We start from the raw sequence: 16,286 nt of genomic DNA, 5'->3' as shown, positions 1-16,286 counted from the left end.
TAAGCCTCTGCGACAGGGGTTAGTCTGTCGCAGGAGGTGTGGTGTAGTGAGCGTCCCGTTTTAGCCAAATAGGTGGCGGTTAACCAGATTTTCCAGCAATTCCTGCTGGCCACTCTGGTGCTGCGGTGCCAGTTGATGGCTTTCCGCATACCGAGCAAGCGATTCCAGCGAGGCCTTACCTTGCAGGATTTGCTGACCCAGTTCCCCGTTCCAGCCTGCATAGCGTTTAGCGACTAGCTGATTGAGCTTATCATCTTCAATCATTCTGGCGGCAGCCTTGAGCGCGAGTGCCATCGTATCCATCGCGCCGATATGCGCATGGAAAAGGTCATAGCGATCGGTACTCTGGCGGCGAACTTTGGCATCAAAGTTCAGGCCACCCGTTGTGAAGCCACCCGCTTTGAGAATTTCGTACATGATCAGCGCGTTCTCTTCCACGCTGTTAGGGAACTGATCGGTGTCCCAGCCGAGCTGCGGATCGCCGCGGTTTGCATCGACAGATCCGAAAATGCCCAGCGCGACAGCGGTGGCGATTTCATGATGGAAGGAATGGCCTGCCAGCGTCGCGTGGTTGGCTTCCACGTTGACTTTAATCTCTTTTTCCAGCCCAAACTGCTTCAGGAAGCCATAAACGGTGGCGACATCATAATCGTATTGATGTTTGGTCGGTTCCTGCGGCTTCGGTTCGATGAGCAGCGTGCCCTGAAAGCCGATTTTGTGTTTATGCTCGACGACCATCTGCATGAAGCGGCCGATCTGTTCACGTTCCTGACGCAGGTCGGTATTGAGCAGGGTTTCATATCCCTCACGTCCGCCCCACAGTACATAGTTTTCACCACCCAGTTTTTGGGTCGCGTTCATGGCGGTGAACACCTGTGTGGCGGCCCAGGCAAAGACGTCTGGGTCAGGATTGGTGGCCGCGCCTGCGCCGTAGCGGGGATGGGTGAAGCAGTTGGCGGTGCCCCACAGCAGCTTCACACCGCTATCCTGTTGTTTTTCCGCCAGGACATCAGTAATGACCGCAAAGTTATGCAGATACTCTTTCAGTGAGTTCCCTTCCGGCGCCACATCGACGTCATGAAAGCAGTAGTAAGGCACGCTGAGCTTTTGAAAAAATTCGAATGCGATATCCGCCTTGCGCTTCGCCAGCTCCAGCGCATCGCCTGACTGCTGCCACGGCCGGGCAAAAGAGCCGACGCCGAACATATCCGCGCCATTCCAGCAGAATGTGTGCCAATACGCGACGGCAAAACGCAAGTGGTCCGCCATACGTTTACCGAGTATTTCCTGATCGGGGTTGTAGTGACGAAAGGCGAAGGAATTGTTGCTTTGGCTACCTTCATAACGGACTTTTTCGATCTGTTCAAAATAGGCTTGCATTGTTAACTCCTTAGAAACCACCCAGACGGAAGAGACGGGAATGGGATTAATTTTCGGAGTGGATGAAGGTTTCCTCAATTACGTTATTTCACACTGAAATTCAGAGAATTATTAAATGTGCGCTGTGTCGCAAAAATAAGGGCTTTTACTCTGAATACGCTTCGCAATAGGTAACAAAATGAAAATGTGACTCGACAATAAAATATGACCCGTATCAAAAAACGGAAATTAAACCAAAAAACATAATTGGAGGATAAAAATCTGTAATTGATGGAGGGATGTTTAGCGACAATACTTTGCTGGCGATTGGAGTCTTAGGCCCTGCATCTTAAATAAAAAAGGTACTCTATGATGAAAGTTAACCATTTTTTACTCTCAGCTTGTGCCGTATTCATTCTTGCTTGTCAGCCCGGATTCGCGAAGGACGTTAAAATAGGTATGGCGATTGATGACTTGCGTCTCGAACGCTGGCAGAAAGATCGCGATCTTTTTGTTGAGCAAGCCAAAAAGCAGGGTGCTGATGTTTTTGTTCAATCAGCAAACGGCAATGAAGCGACGCAAATTTCTCAAATAGAAAACATGATCAATCGCGGTGTCGATGTATTAGTGATTATTCCTTATAACGGTCAGGTACTTGGTAATGTTATTGCGGAAGCAAAGCGTGAGGGAATAAAAGTGCTTGCTTACGACCGCATGATTAATAATGCGGACGTGGATTTTTATATTTCATTTGATAATGAGAAGGTTGGAGAACTACAGGCGAAATATCTCGTCGATAAGGTGCCTGGCGGGAACTATTTCTTAATGGGAGGCTCTCCGGTCGATAATAATGCCAAGCTGTTTCGTCAGGGGCAAATGAAAGTGCTCACGCCGTTGATCGAGAGTGGGAAAATAAAAGTGGTCGGCGATCAGTGGGTTGATGCCTGGCTACCAGAGAATGCGCTGAAAATTATGGAAAATGCGCTAACGGCGAACAGCAATAAGATTGATGCGGTTGTGGCATCGAACGATGCTACGGCGGGCGGGGCGATTCAGGCGCTTGCCGCACAGGGATTGGCAGGGAAAGTGGCGATTTCCGGTCAGGATGCCGATCTGGCAGCAATCAAACGCATTGTGGCAGGCACGCAAACCATGACGGTCTATAAACCGATCAGCAAGCTGGCGAAAGACGCCGCAGATATCGCCGTGGCGCTCGGTTCCGATAAAGCCCCGGAATCCAACGCTAAATTAAACAATGGGTTGAAAGACATTCCTTCCTTCTTACTGACTCCGATTCCCGTCGATAAATCCAATATCGATTCCACCGTCATTGCCGATGGCTTCCACAAAAAAGCGGATGTGTATTAACGCACTCCACCGCCAATAGATTTCAGGATGTAGGAAAGAAGTTTACGGGCCACGACATAACGTTGTGGCTCGCCACTGTCGCAGGCGAGGCCTGAGACACCTGAATCACGGAGGCCAATGATGCCGCATCTGTTGGAAATGAAAAACATCACCAAGGCGTTTGGCGCGGTGAAAGCCGTAGACAACGTTAGCCTGATGCTGGACGCGGGTCAGGTCTTGTCGCTGTGTGGCGAGAATGGCTCAGGGAAATCCACCTTAATGAAGGTGCTGTGTGGCATTTATCCGTATGGCAGCTATGACGGGCAGATCGTGTTCTCTGGTGATGAGCTACGTGCCAACCATATTCGTGATACGGAGCAAAAGGGCATCGCGATCATTCATCAGGAACTGGCGCTAGTGAAAGAGATGACGGTGCTGGAGAACCTCTTTTTGGGCAATGAGTGGACGCGTTTTGGCGTGATGGATTACGACAATATGTACCTCCGCTGCCAGCGCATGCTGGAGCAGGTCAAGCTGGCTGTCGACCCGAATACCAAAGTGGGTGAGCTTGGATTAGGTCAGCAGCAGCTGGTGGAAATCGCCAAAGCGCTGAACAAGCAGGTGCGTCTGCTGGTGCTGGATGAGCCAACGGCCTCATTGACCGAGCGGGAAACCGCAATCCTGCTGGAGATCATTCAGGATCTGCGCGATCACGGTATTGCCTGCATCTATATCTCGCACAAGCTTAACGAAGTTAAAGCCATTTCCGATGTGATTTGTGTGATTCGCGACGGGAAGCCGATTGGTACGCGTCCGGCTGCCGAGCTGAGCGAAGACCAGATCATTGCCATGATGGTGGGGCGTGAACTGACGGAGCTTTATCCCAATGAACCGCATGTCATTGGTGAAGAAGTGCTGCGCGTAGAACACCTGACCGCCTGGCACCCTGTGAATCGCCATATTCGTCGGGTGGATGATGTCTCGTTTGCTCTACACCGAGGCGAAATTCTCGGCATTGCCGGGCTGGTTGGATCAGGGCGTACGGAGACGGTGCAGTGCCTGTTTGGTGCCTATCACGGCCATTGGCAGGGCGACATCTTTATTGACGGTAAGCCAGTGACCATCAGCAATTGCCAACAGGCGATGGCGCAAGGCATTGCGATGGTGCCGGAGGACCGTAAGAAAGACGGCATCGTTCCGGTGATGAGCGTGGCGCAGAACATGACGCTGGCGGCACTCGACCAATTCACAGGGTCGTTTTCCATGCTGGATGATGCCCGTGAGCAGGACATCATCCGGCAGTCGCTCGCGAATCTGAAAGTGAAAACCTCCAGCCCAGAGCTGGCGATTGCCCGGTTAAGCGGCGGCAACCAGCAAAAAGCGGTGCTGGCGAAATGTCTGCTGTTGAATCCCCGCATTCTGATTCTCGATGAACCCACGCGCGGCATCGACATCGGTGCTAAATACGAAATTTATAAGCTCATTAATGCGCTGGTAAAACAGCACATTGCCGTCATTGTCATTTCTTCTGAATTGCCCGAAGTGCTGGGGTTGAGCGATCGGGTATTGGTGATGCATCAGGGGCGGATCAAAGCGGATTTGGTCAATCGTGATTTAACCCAGGAACAGGTTATGGAAGCTGCATTGAGGAGTGAACATCGTGCTGAAAACATCGCAGTCTGAACAACAACATGTCGCGGGCTCTGCCTCGATGCTGCAACGGTTGAAAAGCATCAATCTTCAGGTCTACGTGATGATTGCCGCCATCATCGCCATCATGCTCTTTTTCACCTACATGACCGACGGGGCGTATCTCAGCGCGCGTAACCTCTCCAACCTGCTGAGGCAAACGGCGATCACCGGCATTCTGGCGGTCGGTATGGTGTTTGTCATTATCTCCGCCGAAATCGATCTGTCGGTCGGTTCGATGATGGGGCTATTGGGCGGTGCGGCGGCGATTTTTGATGTCTGGTTTGGCTGGCCCTTGCCGTTGACCATCGTTGTGACGCTCGCGCTGGGATTATTGCTGGGTGCGTGGAATGGCTGGTGGGTCGCCTACCGGAAAGTCCCTTCTTTTATCGTGACGCTGGCGGGGATGTTGGCTTTTCGCGGCATTCTGATCGGCATCACCAACGGGACCACGGTTTCCCCGACCAGCGAGGCGATGTCGCAGATTGGGCAAAGCTATCTGCCTTCCGGCATGGGTTTTATGTTCGGTGCCATCGGACTAATGGTGTTTATTGCCTGGCAGTGGCGTCGGCGTAGCAGCCGCGCCCGATTAGGGTTACCGGTAAATCCGCCCGCAGGCGATATTGGCCGCCAGACATTTACGGCACTGGTGGTGCTGGGCGCGATTTATCTGCTGAATGACTATCGCGGTGTGCCAACGCCGGTTCTGGTGCTGACGCTGTTGATGCTGGGCGGCATTTTTCTGGCGACGCGAACCGCATTTGGCCGCCGCATCTATGCTGTGGGCGGGAATATCGATGCTGCCCGCCTATCGGGCGTGAATGTCGAGCGCACCAAAATGGCGGTGTTCGCGATTAACGGCCTGATGGTCGCGGTTGCCGGGCTGATTCTCAGTTCACGACTGGGGGCGGGGTCGCCATCCGCCGGGAACATTGCCGAGCTGGATGCGATTGCTGCCTGCGTGATTGGCGGCACCAGTCTGGCTGGCGGCATTGGTAGCGTCGCGGGTGCGGTGATGGGGGCATTTATCATGGCGTCGCTGGATAACGGGATGAGCATGCTCGATGTGCCGACGTTCTGGCAATACGTCGTAAAAGGCGGAATCCTGCTGTTGGCGGTGTGGATGGATACCGCAACAAAGCGGCGCGTATGATGCGACGTCGAGTCTGCGAAGGAAATACGTGGCGGCTCGCAATAATCAGCAAATTATTTTGGCCTCTTGGGGCACTGTGCTATTCAAGGAAGAAGACTTTATTCAAGGAACTTGCGATTAATGAGCGCCAACGGCCATGTTTGAAAAACGCTATCGCATCACGCTGCTGTTCAACGCCAATAAAGTGTATGACCGTCAGGTGGTTGAAGGCGTTGGCGAGTATTTACAGGCTTCCCAGTGTGACTGGGACATCTTCATTGAAGAGGATTTCCGTTGCCGCATTGATAACATCAAAGAGTGGCTGGGCGACGGCGTGATTGCCGATTTTGACGATGGCGAGATCAAGCGGCTGCTACAGGATGTGAATGTTCCGCTGGTGGGGGTGGGCGGTTCCTACCATCAGCCCGAGGATTATCCGCCTGTGCATTATATCGCGACAGATAATTATGCACTGGTGGAAAGCGCGTTTATGCACCTCAAAGAGAAAGGGCTGAACCGTTTTGCTTTTTATGGCCTGCCGGCATCGGGCGGGAAGGGCTGGGCGCAGGAACGGGAGCATGCTTTCCGGCAGTTGGTTGCGGCAGAAAAGTATCAGGGCGTGGTGTATCAGGGAATGGAAACCTCGCCGGATAACTGGCAATACGCGCAAAATCGGCTGGCTGATTGGGTGCAGGGGTTACCGCCGCAGACGGGGATTATTGCGGTGACAGATTCCCGTGCGCGCCATCTGTTGCAGGTCTGCGAACACCTGAATATTGCCGTACCGGAAAAGCTGTGTGTCATTGGGATCGATAACGAAGATCTGATTCGTTACCTTTCACGCGTTGCGCTCTCGTCAGTGGCGCAGGGTACGCGCCAAATGGGGTATCGCGCAGCGAAACTGCTGCACCAGTTGCTGTTGAATCAGGCCGATGTGCCGCTACAACGTATTTTAGTGCCGCCGGTTCGGGTGGTTGGACGTCGTTCAACGGATTATCGCTCTGTGCACGATCCTGCCGTTATTCAGGCGATGCACTTTATCCGCTATCACGCTTGCAAAGGGATTAAGGTTGAGCAGGTATTGGATGCAGTAGGGATTTCCCGCTCGAATCTGGAAAAACGCTTCAAAGACGAAGTCGGCCAGACCATTCACGGCATGATTCATGAGGAGAAGCTGGATCGGGCGCGTAACTTGCTGATATCGACCTCGCTCTCGATTGGTGAGATCTCGTTGATGTGTGGCTATCCTTCGCTGCCCTATTTCTATGCCGTCTTTAAGAAAGGGTATGACATCACGCCGAAAGAGTACCGCGAGCGTTATGGGGAAGGTTATTAAGGCTATCCATAAAAGAAGGTCATGCTGGAAGGTCACGCAGGAAGGCGCGAGGGTGCGCGCCTTATCATTAGGTTGGTGAACGGTTACGCTGGCACGCGCCAGTAATCGTAATCGATGTGCTCAACCTGGAAGTTGGCGTTTTCTTTGTCACCGGTCAGACGGCTGGCGAGGGTAAAGGCAAAGTCGAATGTGACTCCCAGCCCTTTGCCGCTGATCAGATTACCGTCTTCCACGACTTTCTCGTCAACATAAACGCCATCGGTCACGTCTTGCCATAAATTCCCGGAGCAAACGTAGCGGCGGCCTTTCAGCAGTTTGTTACCACCCAGCACGCGGGCGGCGGCGGAGCACAGTGGGCAAATCAGTTTTCCCGCGTCGTCGTGGCGACGGATAAACTCGACGACCATCGGGTTTGCGGCCAGATTTACCGTTCCCTGTGGGCCGCCAGGAATGACTACGGCATCAAACAGCGTGTTCTGATTTCTTTCCAGCAGCGCATCGGCAAACATGCGAATATTGTGATAACTGTGCAGCTCCAGTCTGTCATAGCATGACAGCATGGTGACTTCTATCTTCATACGGTGCAGTACATCAATCACCATAATCGCTTCTGCTTCTTCAAACCCAGGAGCCAGCAGAACGGCGACTTTCTTAGACATAGCATCTCCAGCAATATGCAAGGGAAGGTGTTAACCGCAAGAGAATAGCAAAGAAATATCGCCAAAATGAAACGATGTTTTATTAATGTCGAGTGGGTCTCGTAAACGATTTTTCCTGCTTAGCCTGAAGAGAAGATAGCGCTATACTTGCTAACTTGGTCGTGAATTGGCCACGAATTTTTTTGCATGAAAGTATGACTCTTCTCTTCCTGTCCCGCCAAAAAGATGTTTAAATTATCACTCACTTATTTTGCATAAATATGCATTTGTGAGTGTGTCGATGTTGGTCATCGACCGGCCCGTTTGATGCAGGATGTGCACAGGGCCCGAGCGCTCATGAGTGTATGGCGTAACATAATGGTGTGGGCGACTCAGCTTATCTCCAGAGATCTTTCGAGCAGGGATTATATATATGACAACGATTCTCAAGCATCTTCCGGTTGGTCAGCGTATTGGTATTGCGTTCTCGGGTGGTCTGGATACCAGCGCTGCACTGCTTTGGATGCGTCAAAAAGGCGCGGTTCCTTATGCGTATACCGCGAACCTGGGGCAGCCAGACGAGGATGACTACGAGGAAATCCCACGTCGGGCTATGGAATACGGCGCAGAAAATGCTCGCCTGATCGATTGCCGTAAGCAACTGGTTGCTGAAGGTATCGCTGCGATTCAGTGTGGTGCATTCCACAACACGACGGCGGGCGTGACCTATTTCAACACTACACCGCTGGGCCGTGCGGTTACCGGTACGATGCTGGTTGCTGCAATGAAAGAAGACGGTGTAAACATCTGGGGCGACGGCAGCACCTATAAAGGCAACGATATTGAGCGTTTCTATCGTTACGGCCTGCTGACCAATGCTGAACTGAAGATTTACAAGCCGTGGCTGGATACCGATTTCATTGATGAGCTGGGCGGCCGTCAGGAGATGTCCGAGTTTATGTCACAGGCAGGGTTCGGCTATAAAATGTCGGCCGAGAAAGCTTATTCCACCGATTCCAACATTCTGGGTGCGACGCATGAAGCGAAGGATCTGGAATTCCTGAATTCCAGCGTCAAAATCGTTAACCCGATTATGGGCGTGAAGTTCTGGGACGAGAACGTCAAAGTGCCGGCAGAAGAAGTGACCATCCGTTTTGAACGTGGTCACCCGGTTGCGTTGAACGGCAAGACCTTTGCCGATGACGTTGAACTGATGCTGGAAGCGAACCGCATCGGCGGTCGTCACGGCCTGGGCATGAGCGATCAGATCGAAAACCGTATCATTGAAGCGAAAAGCCGCGGCATCTATGAAGCGCCGGGAATGGCACTGCTGCACATTGCCTATGAGCGTCTGGTCACCGGTATCCACAACGAAGACACCATCGAGCAATACCACGCCAATGGCCGTCAGCTGGGTCGTTTCCTGTATCAGGGACGCTGGTTCGATTCTCAGGCATTGATGCTGCGTGATGCTTCTCAGCGTTGGATCGCTAGCGCCATCACCGGCGAAGTGACGCTGGAGCTGCGTCGTGGTAATGATTACTCCATCATGAACACCGTGTCTGACAATCTGACCTATAAGCCAGAGCGTCTGACCATGGAGAAAGGCGACTCGGTCTTCTCGCCAGATGACCGTATCGGCCAGCTGACCATGCGCAATCTGGATATCACCGACACGCGTGAAAAACTGTTTAATTATGCTGAAACGGGCTTGCTCTCTTCCTCCGCCAGCACGGGTCTGCCGCAGGTAGGCCAACTGCAGGATAAAACAGAGAAATAACGCCCAGACTGAATAATATAAAAATCCGGAATCGTCTCGCGCTTCCGGATTTTTTTTATCCGTTTATCATATGTTTATATTGGTTCTTCTCGCGTTGTTTTTTTGTGTATGAACTCTTGCTGACAATGCAGGTTGCATCTGTACAACCGCCGTGGAAAGGGACAGAATACCTATAAATAATCAGCCAAGATAATAATCTGAAGGCGAAGGATCTGTGGGATGGCGTATCGTTTTTTGAGGTTATGTATTAACTTTTCAATGGAGGAAAAATGTTAGAGATATTTGATGTAAATCACACCTTGTTGTCAGAAACGAAATCAGAAGAGCTATTTACCCTCAGAAAAGAGACGTTTAAAGATCGACTGAATTGGGCCGTGCAATGTACTGATGGAATGGAATTTGATCAGTACGATAATAATAACACGACTTATCTTTTTGGCATCAAAGATAACACCGTTATCTGTAGTTTGAGATTTATTGAAACAAAATACCCTAACATGATTACCGGGACATTTTTTCCTTACTTCAAGGAGATCAATATCCCTGAAGGGAATTACCTGGAATCTAGTCGATTCTTTGTCGATAAATCGCGAGCGAAAGATATTCTCGGCAATGAATACCCAATTAGTTCGATGCTGTTTCTTTCGATGATTAATTACTCAAAGGACAAAGGCTATGATGGAATATATACGATAGTGAGTCACCCTATGCTGACGATATTAAAACGATCTGGCTGGGGAATTCGCGTGGTCGAACAAGGTTTGTCAGAAAAGGAAGAAAGAGTCTATTTAGTTTTTCTTCCGGTTGATGATGAGAATCAGGAAGCGTTGGCTCGTCGTATTAACCGCAGCGGGACATTTATGAGCAATGAGTTGAAGCAGTGGCCTCTACGGGTACCAGCCGCTATTGCACAGGCTTGATGAGCTGTAACTCAACGCCGAGCCGGATGGCATGCTTGGCATTCAGGACGCCAAGTTTTTTCACAACGTTGCCGATATGAAATTTTACCGTGCTGGTTTTGATACCGAGAATAATAGCGACTTCCAGATAGGTTTTACCCATACTGGCCCAGTAAAGGATTTCATTTTCTCGTTGAGAGAATATTTCTTTATTATTTAATTGTTTTTTATTTTCAATCATCTCTCTGCAAAGGGAGATGATTTTTTCATATGCATCAATTAATAGCATCTGAAAGGTGTCTTTTTTCTCTTCAATGAATGTATCAACATCATCTGGATATGAGCTGTCCACGATAATCGATAGCATAGCCAGATTGTCGCCATGATCGTGAAGGACAAAAGTATATCCGTTGATAATATTATATTTCTTAGAGAGATCGAATATCTTGGCAAGCTGTAGTCGTGTGTTAATAACCAGACTTTTCTCCCAAGAGAAAGGCGATATTTTATTAAATGAAGCAAGAACAACGGGATCAATGTGCTGGTATTTATTTTCTTTGTAGAGATTAACCCATTCATCGGGATAGCTGGAGATAATGATCATTTCAGAGGGGTTTTTCTTATTCAGAACCATAAATGAGAATTTGACGCCATCGTAGTGATCCAGGTTTTCATTAAAATGACCTTTGATTACCCTGCTTATTATTTCGCTACTGGAGAATAATGGCGACATCTCATGACCTCAGTCTGAAGAATCAACATCCTTGTAACGGAAAAGTATATACCTACACCTGTACCTAAGTCTAATTGTTATGGGGGAGTGAAAAAACATACAATCGAACGACAATGCTAAGGGCGTGAAGCAAAAGAAATAAATAACGCTCTGGATAAGCGTGATGACTGGCTAACATCAGGGAATGCGAATTAAGCGAGATTTATCAGTAATATAATAAAATTCTTTTACTGTTCTATGGCCTGTATTGTTTACAGGCCGCCAGCAGTTCAGGTTAATTAATTCCACCAGTGCGACTCTTTCTCGAATAACACTCGCCTTTATATTGTTATCCCTTTCATTGTATCTCACGCCTCGTCGATATTGTGGTATTCCCACAGCCGATTGAAATGCACATCGTCGAGATTGCGGACTGAATCTGTGTTACCCGCAAAGGGCCGTGCGGTGGTTGCCGCAGCTCCCCACGGCCGTTCTCTGTCATAGCTGGCGTCAATCGTGCTGTTGCGAATCACTAACTGGCCGTTTGCCGTCTGACCCGGCTGATATCCCGTCTGCCTTGCTCCCTGATCCCAGGCACGCCCCAGTTTGGCCTTTTTTCCTCCGCTGAAGCCTTCGTCTCCCGTGAAACGACACGCCACTGCCAGAAAGCCGTATTGCACCCACGGCATGCTGTCTGGTGCGAAGACGTGAATATCTTTCGCTCCACGGCTGGAAACCGTATGAAAGTGGACGCGCTCGAATACCGCGATCGCGCGCCCAAACACGTAATCGACATCACCCTCAATGTAGCTGTCTGTAATGTAGACCCGGCTGTAGCGGTCCGTGACGTACTCATTCTGGAGGTTGCTGGTATTGACGAAAAACGTATCCTGACGACCGATGAGGCGGACCTTTTCAAGCTGAACCTTGTCGCCGTCGGTGCGTAGCGCCACGGCCTGATGTGCGCAGCCATCTACGGAGTCCAGCAAGGTATTCACCACCGTCAGGTTCTTCATCTGGAAATTGTCGCTTTGCGACCAGACCACGGCGGCACAGATAGTATCAATTGTCGCATTCTGCTTTGACGCACAGAGATCGTACATATACCAGGCAGGATCGCCGGGCTGATATTCACCGTGCGAATTTACCGTTTCCCGGTAGGTTGCCGGTGAAAACATTGAATCCAGCGCGAGTTGAATCACTACGTCATCCGGTTTCTCTCCCGCCCCACATAGCGTGAGCGGTGGCGCATCGGCAGGAATGTAGACCGTGCCGGTATAGGTGCCCGGCAGCAGTTTAATCTCAATCCGGGCCCGACCTTGTTGCGCTCGTAGCGCGGCGTTCACCGCCTGTTGAACATGGGCGTGTGTTGCGCCATCCACCCCCACGTGCGGCCCAACAACCCAGGGCGTCGTCGAGTCGGCCTCAATCGGTGCGGGCTGCCAAACGTCAGCTTCTGTCTGATCATTGTGTCCACGCAGCGTGAAATAGTGCGGGAGCGTGAAGCGTTCGGCTTCCTGCGCGGAGAGAATGGGGCGATGAACTGTGCCGGGGTACGTCGTTTTTGTCATGATCTTATCCTCTCTTAGCGGCAAGATTCTCTGGGATATCATCGGTTCTCTGCCCGAAGCGCAACCGATAGGTTGAGGGCGTGAGCTGTAGCTGCTGGCGAAAATGATGGCGTAACGAGGCTGCGGTACCAAACCCCACCGTTTCGGCGATTTTCTCGATCGATAAGCGCGTGTTTTCCAGTAAATCGCGTGCGGTATTCAGCCGTTCGGCCAGTAACCAGCGCGCTGGCGTCGTACCCGTAGCGGCAGAAAAACGGCGAAGGAACGTGCGTGGACTCATACAGGAAATTGCCGCCAGTTTCGTAACGGAATACTCTTCCGCGAGGTTGGCTCGGACATGATCGATAAGCGGTCCGAGGCGTGAGCGTTCGTAGTCTACCGGTACCGCTTTTTCAATATACTGTGCTTGCCCACCATCCCGATGCGGTGCGACTACCAATCGGCGAGCCACTTGATTGGCCGCTTTGCTGCCGTAATCCCGACGGATGAGATGCAGCCCAAGATCGATACCCGCAGCACTCCCGGCTGACGTAAGCATTGTTCCCTCATCAATATAAAGAACGTCTGGCTCGATGTTGATATCAGGATATTGCATTTTTAACGTGTCGCTGTAGCGCCAATGCGTCGTGGCGCGTCGCCCGGAAAGCAGGCCTGTCGCCGCGAGGACAAAAACGCCAGAACAGATAGAGAGCAGCCTGGCTCCCTGCTGATGTGCTTGACGTAATGCATCGACCAGATGGGCGGGGACGGGCACATCACTGCCTTTCCAGCCGGGAATGATAATCGTCCCTGCCTGTGTCAACAGTTCAAGACCACCATCGGCAACCACGTGGATGCCACCCGTTGCCCGCATCGCGCCACTGTCTAAGCCTGCGACAGCAAACTGATACCAGTCTTCCCCCATTTCAGGGCGTGGAAGGCCGAAGACTTCAACAGCAATACCAAACTCGAAGGTACACAAGCCATCATAAGCGAGTACGACAACAAGCGGATTGAACATCGATTTCCTCACCCCAATAACTTGTCATGATATTGACGATATATGGCAATAATGCCATCTGCCAGCCTTTATGTATCCGTTTTATAGTCGAGTCTCATTCCAATCAGTGAGAAAAATCGATGAGTTACGTGACTGACTATCCCTTTGCTGCTTCTGATATCGCCCAATCCCATTTTTCACGGCGTCTGTCTGTGGAAACAGACTGTGCGGATGTGGCGGGCTCGCTCTCTGACACTCAGCAGGACTTCGTGTTATTGCATGTGGTGGGGTCGACGAAGCACTTTAGCGCGCGCCATATACCGGGGGCGGTTCATCTGCCGCACCGTGAAATCACACCTGAGCGTATGGCCGAGTGGCCTGATGACACGCGGTTTGTCGTCTATTGCGCGGGACCACACTGCAATGGCGCAGATCAGGCAGCATTAAAGCTGGCACAACTCGGTCGCCCGGTAAAAATTATGATAGGGGGAATAACGGGATGGGAAGATGAGGGCTTTGCCTTCGCCTGATATCCCCTGCTTATGGCAGAGGGGCCATCCCTTCTGCCAGCACCTAATTCCCCTGATACCACGTCCAGAGAAGTCACCAGATATGTTTGATGCTGTAGCGTTGATGCTGGTGTCATTTTTATATCTGGCATCGTTCACAGATTTCGCCAAACGGAATAGAAGCACTTATTTCTACTGGTAATATGGTTACGCGATCTACGTCTTGAAATAATATTATCTATCAAATGGTTATAATGCTTTTTATTGAACCTGCATGAATCACTTGTCAGGTCGTCTGTGTTCAACAATACAGTGCTTATTTCTCTCACGTTTTGGTGAGTGACTTATTAATAATCGTGTTATACCACGCTAAAGGTGAACTTCATGGCTGGAGCATATGCACATCTCGCCGTTGTTAATATTGCGAGTGAAATAGGGCGGTTGGAAGAAGCGAAAGTACCTCAGAGCGGTATCCTCGCAGTAAAAAAATATCTTCGTTTCTGTGAATTAGGTTCCGTTAGTCCCGATTACCCTTATTTGGCTATTACCGATTCTGGTGCCGCAAAATGGGCCGATAATATGCACTATGAAAAGACGGGAGATGTGGTTCAGTCTCTTGCCAAAGGTGTTATGGGGCTACAGGGGGCGGAGAAACAAAAGGTGCTAGCGTGGCTGTTGGGCTATGTCGCCCATGTGGTGACTGACATGACGATTCATCCCATTGTGGAAAAGATTGTTGGTCCTTATGCCCAGAATAAACGTGCACATCGTGTCTGTGAGATGAATCAGGATGCTTATATTTTTCCCCGACTGAATTTGGGTGAAGTGGGGCTTTCTGAACATCTTAATTCTGGGATTCGAGGATGTTCGCAGGATGGGCATCTCGACGCAACGATAAAGGGACTATGGGAATCCGCTTTGCAGCAAACTTACGCTCAGGAGTTTTCTAAAAATAAGCCTGATATTGATAAATGGAACGATCAGTTCTTGTTTGTGGTCGACAATATCGCTGAAGAAGGCAATAAATTGATGCCATTGGCGCGTCATGTTGCGGTAGGTCTTGGTTTAACCTATCCCGCTGTCACGAAATTGGATCAACAGTTCCTGGTAAATATTGCCACACCAGAGGGCGCGAAAAACTATGATGATGTTTTTGATCTCGCGGTAACTCATGTCGTCGAGGCATGGCGTTTAGTTGCTGAATCAGTTGAAAAGTCTGATGTAGACGCATTGTCATTCTTTGGCCATTGGAACCTTGATACGGGGCGAGATGTGAACACGGGTAAATTGGTTTATTGGAAGGAGGTTGCATGAAATATATCGCATTGATGAGCGCCTTATTTCTAGCTGGATGCTGCTCTTTTAGCTCGGCGAATCAACAAGAAACGATGTATCCGCTGTCATCTGCCCTAACAAAATTAAGCGCATCCGTTGAAGCAGAAACACGCTATGGCAATCCTGATGCCGCGACGGACAACACGCTTCTGGTTGCTGCAACGGCTCATGATCCTGCGCTTCTGGCTCCTTTTAAGGACTATAAAATGAAGGCAAAGTCTGTAGAAGGGCACTCATTGATATTGGTGTGTAGCGCAGATGGCCGTCAGGCATTGTTAGAAGATGCAGGATGTACCGCAAAAATGGATAAGCACCACTGGCAGGAAAAAGCCAATCCGGGCTGTAACTACACTATCGATATGGCGCAGGTATGCCGCTAATTTTGAGCGCTATGAGCCTGAGACGATAACAATGCCAGCACATTGAACCCGGATGTCCGGGTTCTTTCTTTACTGCGAGTGTGATTCAGAGCACATCAGAAATTTTTGTCCGTTCGCTATTTTACGCTGAATTCCCCTGATACCACGTCCAGATTTTGACCAGCAGTGCCGCTGATACAATCCAACACACGACTGCCGCGAGCAGCGCCTGTGGCAATTTCATCCACGCGGTAAAGTAATAAAGTGAGATGAGATAAACCAGATAAGGAATAACGGACCAGATGCCAAACAGGATGGTGGCGCGCAGCGCTTCCAGTCCACGTTCGGTGCCAACGATATAATGGGCAATCAGCGCGAACGTGGGAAATAGCGGCACCAGCCCTGCAATATAATAGTTTCGACTTTTCGCCAGTACGCTGATGAGCAATACGATCAGCGCGCCAATAACCGATTTGATAAACAATGACATAAGTATAACTTCTGGCTGAATTAAGCATCGTGAATGTACAGAGAATAGCGAAAAAGTATCGGGATGGAATAGTGCGACCGCACAGCTTAAGATTTCAATTCGCGGTGATTTCGTTATTCTTAGCAACAGAATGAATAAATACTGTACGTGA

General features: G+C 50.2%; 15 protein-coding genes. 9 read left to right on the top strand and 6 right to left on the bottom strand.

What is annotated here, in order from left to right; all coding sequences use genetic code 11:
* Positions 1-60 precede the first annotated feature (60 nt).
* Positions 61-1,380, bottom strand: coding sequence for a xylose isomerase (xylA, locus tag MYB54_RS21200; RefSeq protein ID WP_039284980.1), 1,320 nt, complete (start codon positions 1,378-1,380; stop codon positions 61-63).
* Positions 1,381-1,731: 351 nt separating this feature from the next.
* Between xylA and xylF the strand changes: the two genes are divergently transcribed.
* The 4 genes from xylF to xylR all read left to right on the top strand — a co-directional run bounded on the left by xylF (position 1,732) and on the right by xylR (position 6,863).
* On the top strand, positions 1,732-2,727 hold the full coding sequence (gene xylF, locus MYB54_RS21195) for a D-xylose ABC transporter substrate-binding protein (protein ID WP_039483224.1): 996 nt from the start codon (positions 1,732-1,734) through the stop codon (positions 2,725-2,727).
* 120 nt (positions 2,728-2,847) lie between these two features.
* The gene (locus tag MYB54_RS21190) at positions 2,848-4,389 is read left to right on the top strand and encodes a xylose ABC transporter ATP-binding protein (protein ID WP_039284984.1); all 1,542 of its coding nucleotides are present in this window, start codon (positions 2,848-2,850) and stop codon (positions 4,387-4,389) included.
* Positions 4,390-4,417: 28 nt separating this feature from the next.
* Positions 4,418-5,548: a xylose ABC transporter permease XylH gene (gene xylH / locus MYB54_RS21185; protein WP_219606105.1), complete on the top strand. Its 1,131-nt coding sequence runs from the start codon at positions 4,418-4,420 to the stop codon at positions 5,546-5,548.
* A 136-nt stretch (positions 5,549-5,684) separates the two neighbouring features.
* Positions 5,685-6,863 (top strand): D-xylose utilization transcriptional activator XylR, encoded by a 1,179-nt coding sequence (gene xylR / locus MYB54_RS21180; RefSeq protein ID WP_010284195.1) that lies wholly within the window; start codon positions 5,685-5,687, stop codon positions 6,861-6,863.
* Positions 6,864-6,946: 83 nt separating this feature from the next.
* Here xylR and MYB54_RS21175 read toward each other — a convergent pair whose 3' ends face one another.
* A complete protein-coding gene (locus MYB54_RS21175) occupies positions 6,947-7,522 on the bottom strand; it encodes a DJ-1/PfpI family protein (protein ID WP_205543683.1) in 576 nt (191 codons plus the stop codon).
* A 412-nt stretch (positions 7,523-7,934) separates the two neighbouring features.
* Between MYB54_RS21175 and argG the strand changes: the two genes are divergently transcribed.
* A complete protein-coding gene (argG, locus tag MYB54_RS21170) occupies positions 7,935-9,281 on the top strand; it encodes an argininosuccinate synthase (protein WP_014913703.1) in 1,347 nt (448 codons plus the stop codon).
* 269 nt (positions 9,282-9,550) lie between these two features.
* Entirely contained in the window at positions 9,551-10,201 is a 651-nt protein-coding gene (carI, locus tag MYB54_RS21165) for an acyl-homoserine-lactone synthase CarI (RefSeq protein WP_014913704.1), read from the top strand.
* Here the strand turns inward: carI and MYB54_RS21160 are convergent.
* The 3 genes from MYB54_RS21160 to ftrA form a co-directional block, all read right to left on the bottom strand.
* Positions 10,185-10,913: a helix-turn-helix transcriptional regulator gene (locus MYB54_RS21160; RefSeq protein ID WP_014913705.1), complete on the bottom strand. Its 729-nt coding sequence runs from the start codon at positions 10,911-10,913 to the stop codon at positions 10,185-10,187. The two genes, carI and MYB54_RS21160, sit on opposite strands and share 17 nt — an antisense overlap.
* A 347-nt stretch (positions 10,914-11,260) precedes the next feature.
* Positions 11,261-12,463 (bottom strand): pectinesterase PemB, encoded by a 1,203-nt coding sequence (gene pemB / locus MYB54_RS21155; RefSeq protein WP_248721323.1) that lies wholly within the window; start codon positions 12,461-12,463, stop codon positions 11,261-11,263.
* Between the two features lie 4 nt (positions 12,464-12,467).
* A complete protein-coding gene (gene ftrA / locus MYB54_RS21150; protein ID WP_205595214.1) occupies positions 12,468-13,463 on the bottom strand; it encodes a transcriptional regulator FtrA in 996 nt (331 codons plus the stop codon).
* A gap of 119 nt (positions 13,464-13,582) precedes the next feature.
* Here ftrA and MYB54_RS21145 point away from each other — a divergent pair, with 119 nt between their 5' ends.
* The 3 genes from MYB54_RS21145 to MYB54_RS21135 all read left to right on the top strand — a co-directional run bounded on the left by MYB54_RS21145 (position 13,583) and on the right by MYB54_RS21135 (position 15,666).
* The gene (locus tag MYB54_RS21145; RefSeq protein ID WP_248721322.1) at positions 13,583-13,972 is read left to right on the top strand and encodes a rhodanese-like domain-containing protein; all 390 of its coding nucleotides are present in this window, start codon (positions 13,583-13,585) and stop codon (positions 13,970-13,972) included.
* 363 nt (positions 13,973-14,335) lie between these two features.
* Positions 14,336-15,265: a zinc dependent phospholipase C family protein gene (locus MYB54_RS21140; protein ID WP_205605583.1), complete on the top strand. Its 930-nt coding sequence runs from the start codon at positions 14,336-14,338 to the stop codon at positions 15,263-15,265.
* Positions 15,262-15,666, top strand: a complete 405-nt coding sequence (locus tag MYB54_RS21135; protein WP_119871580.1) for a hypothetical protein — start codon at positions 15,262-15,264, stop codon at positions 15,664-15,666. Before MYB54_RS21140 ends, MYB54_RS21135 begins: the two co-directional genes overlap by 4 nt.
* Before the next feature lie 121 nt (positions 15,667-15,787).
* Here the strand turns inward: MYB54_RS21135 and MYB54_RS21130 are convergent, their stop codons facing one another.
* Positions 15,788-16,135 (bottom strand): GlpM family protein, encoded by a 348-nt coding sequence (locus tag MYB54_RS21130; protein ID WP_119871581.1) that lies wholly within the window; start codon positions 16,133-16,135, stop codon positions 15,788-15,790.
* Positions 16,136-16,286 lie beyond the last annotated feature (151 nt).

The sequence above is a fragment of the Pectobacterium nicotianae genome, assembly GCF_023272715.1.
GTDB lineage: Bacteria > Pseudomonadota > Gammaproteobacteria > Enterobacterales > Enterobacteriaceae > Pectobacterium > Pectobacterium brasiliense.
Note: the sequence above shows the minus strand (reverse complement) of the source record. Positions and strands in the feature narration are given on the sequence as shown.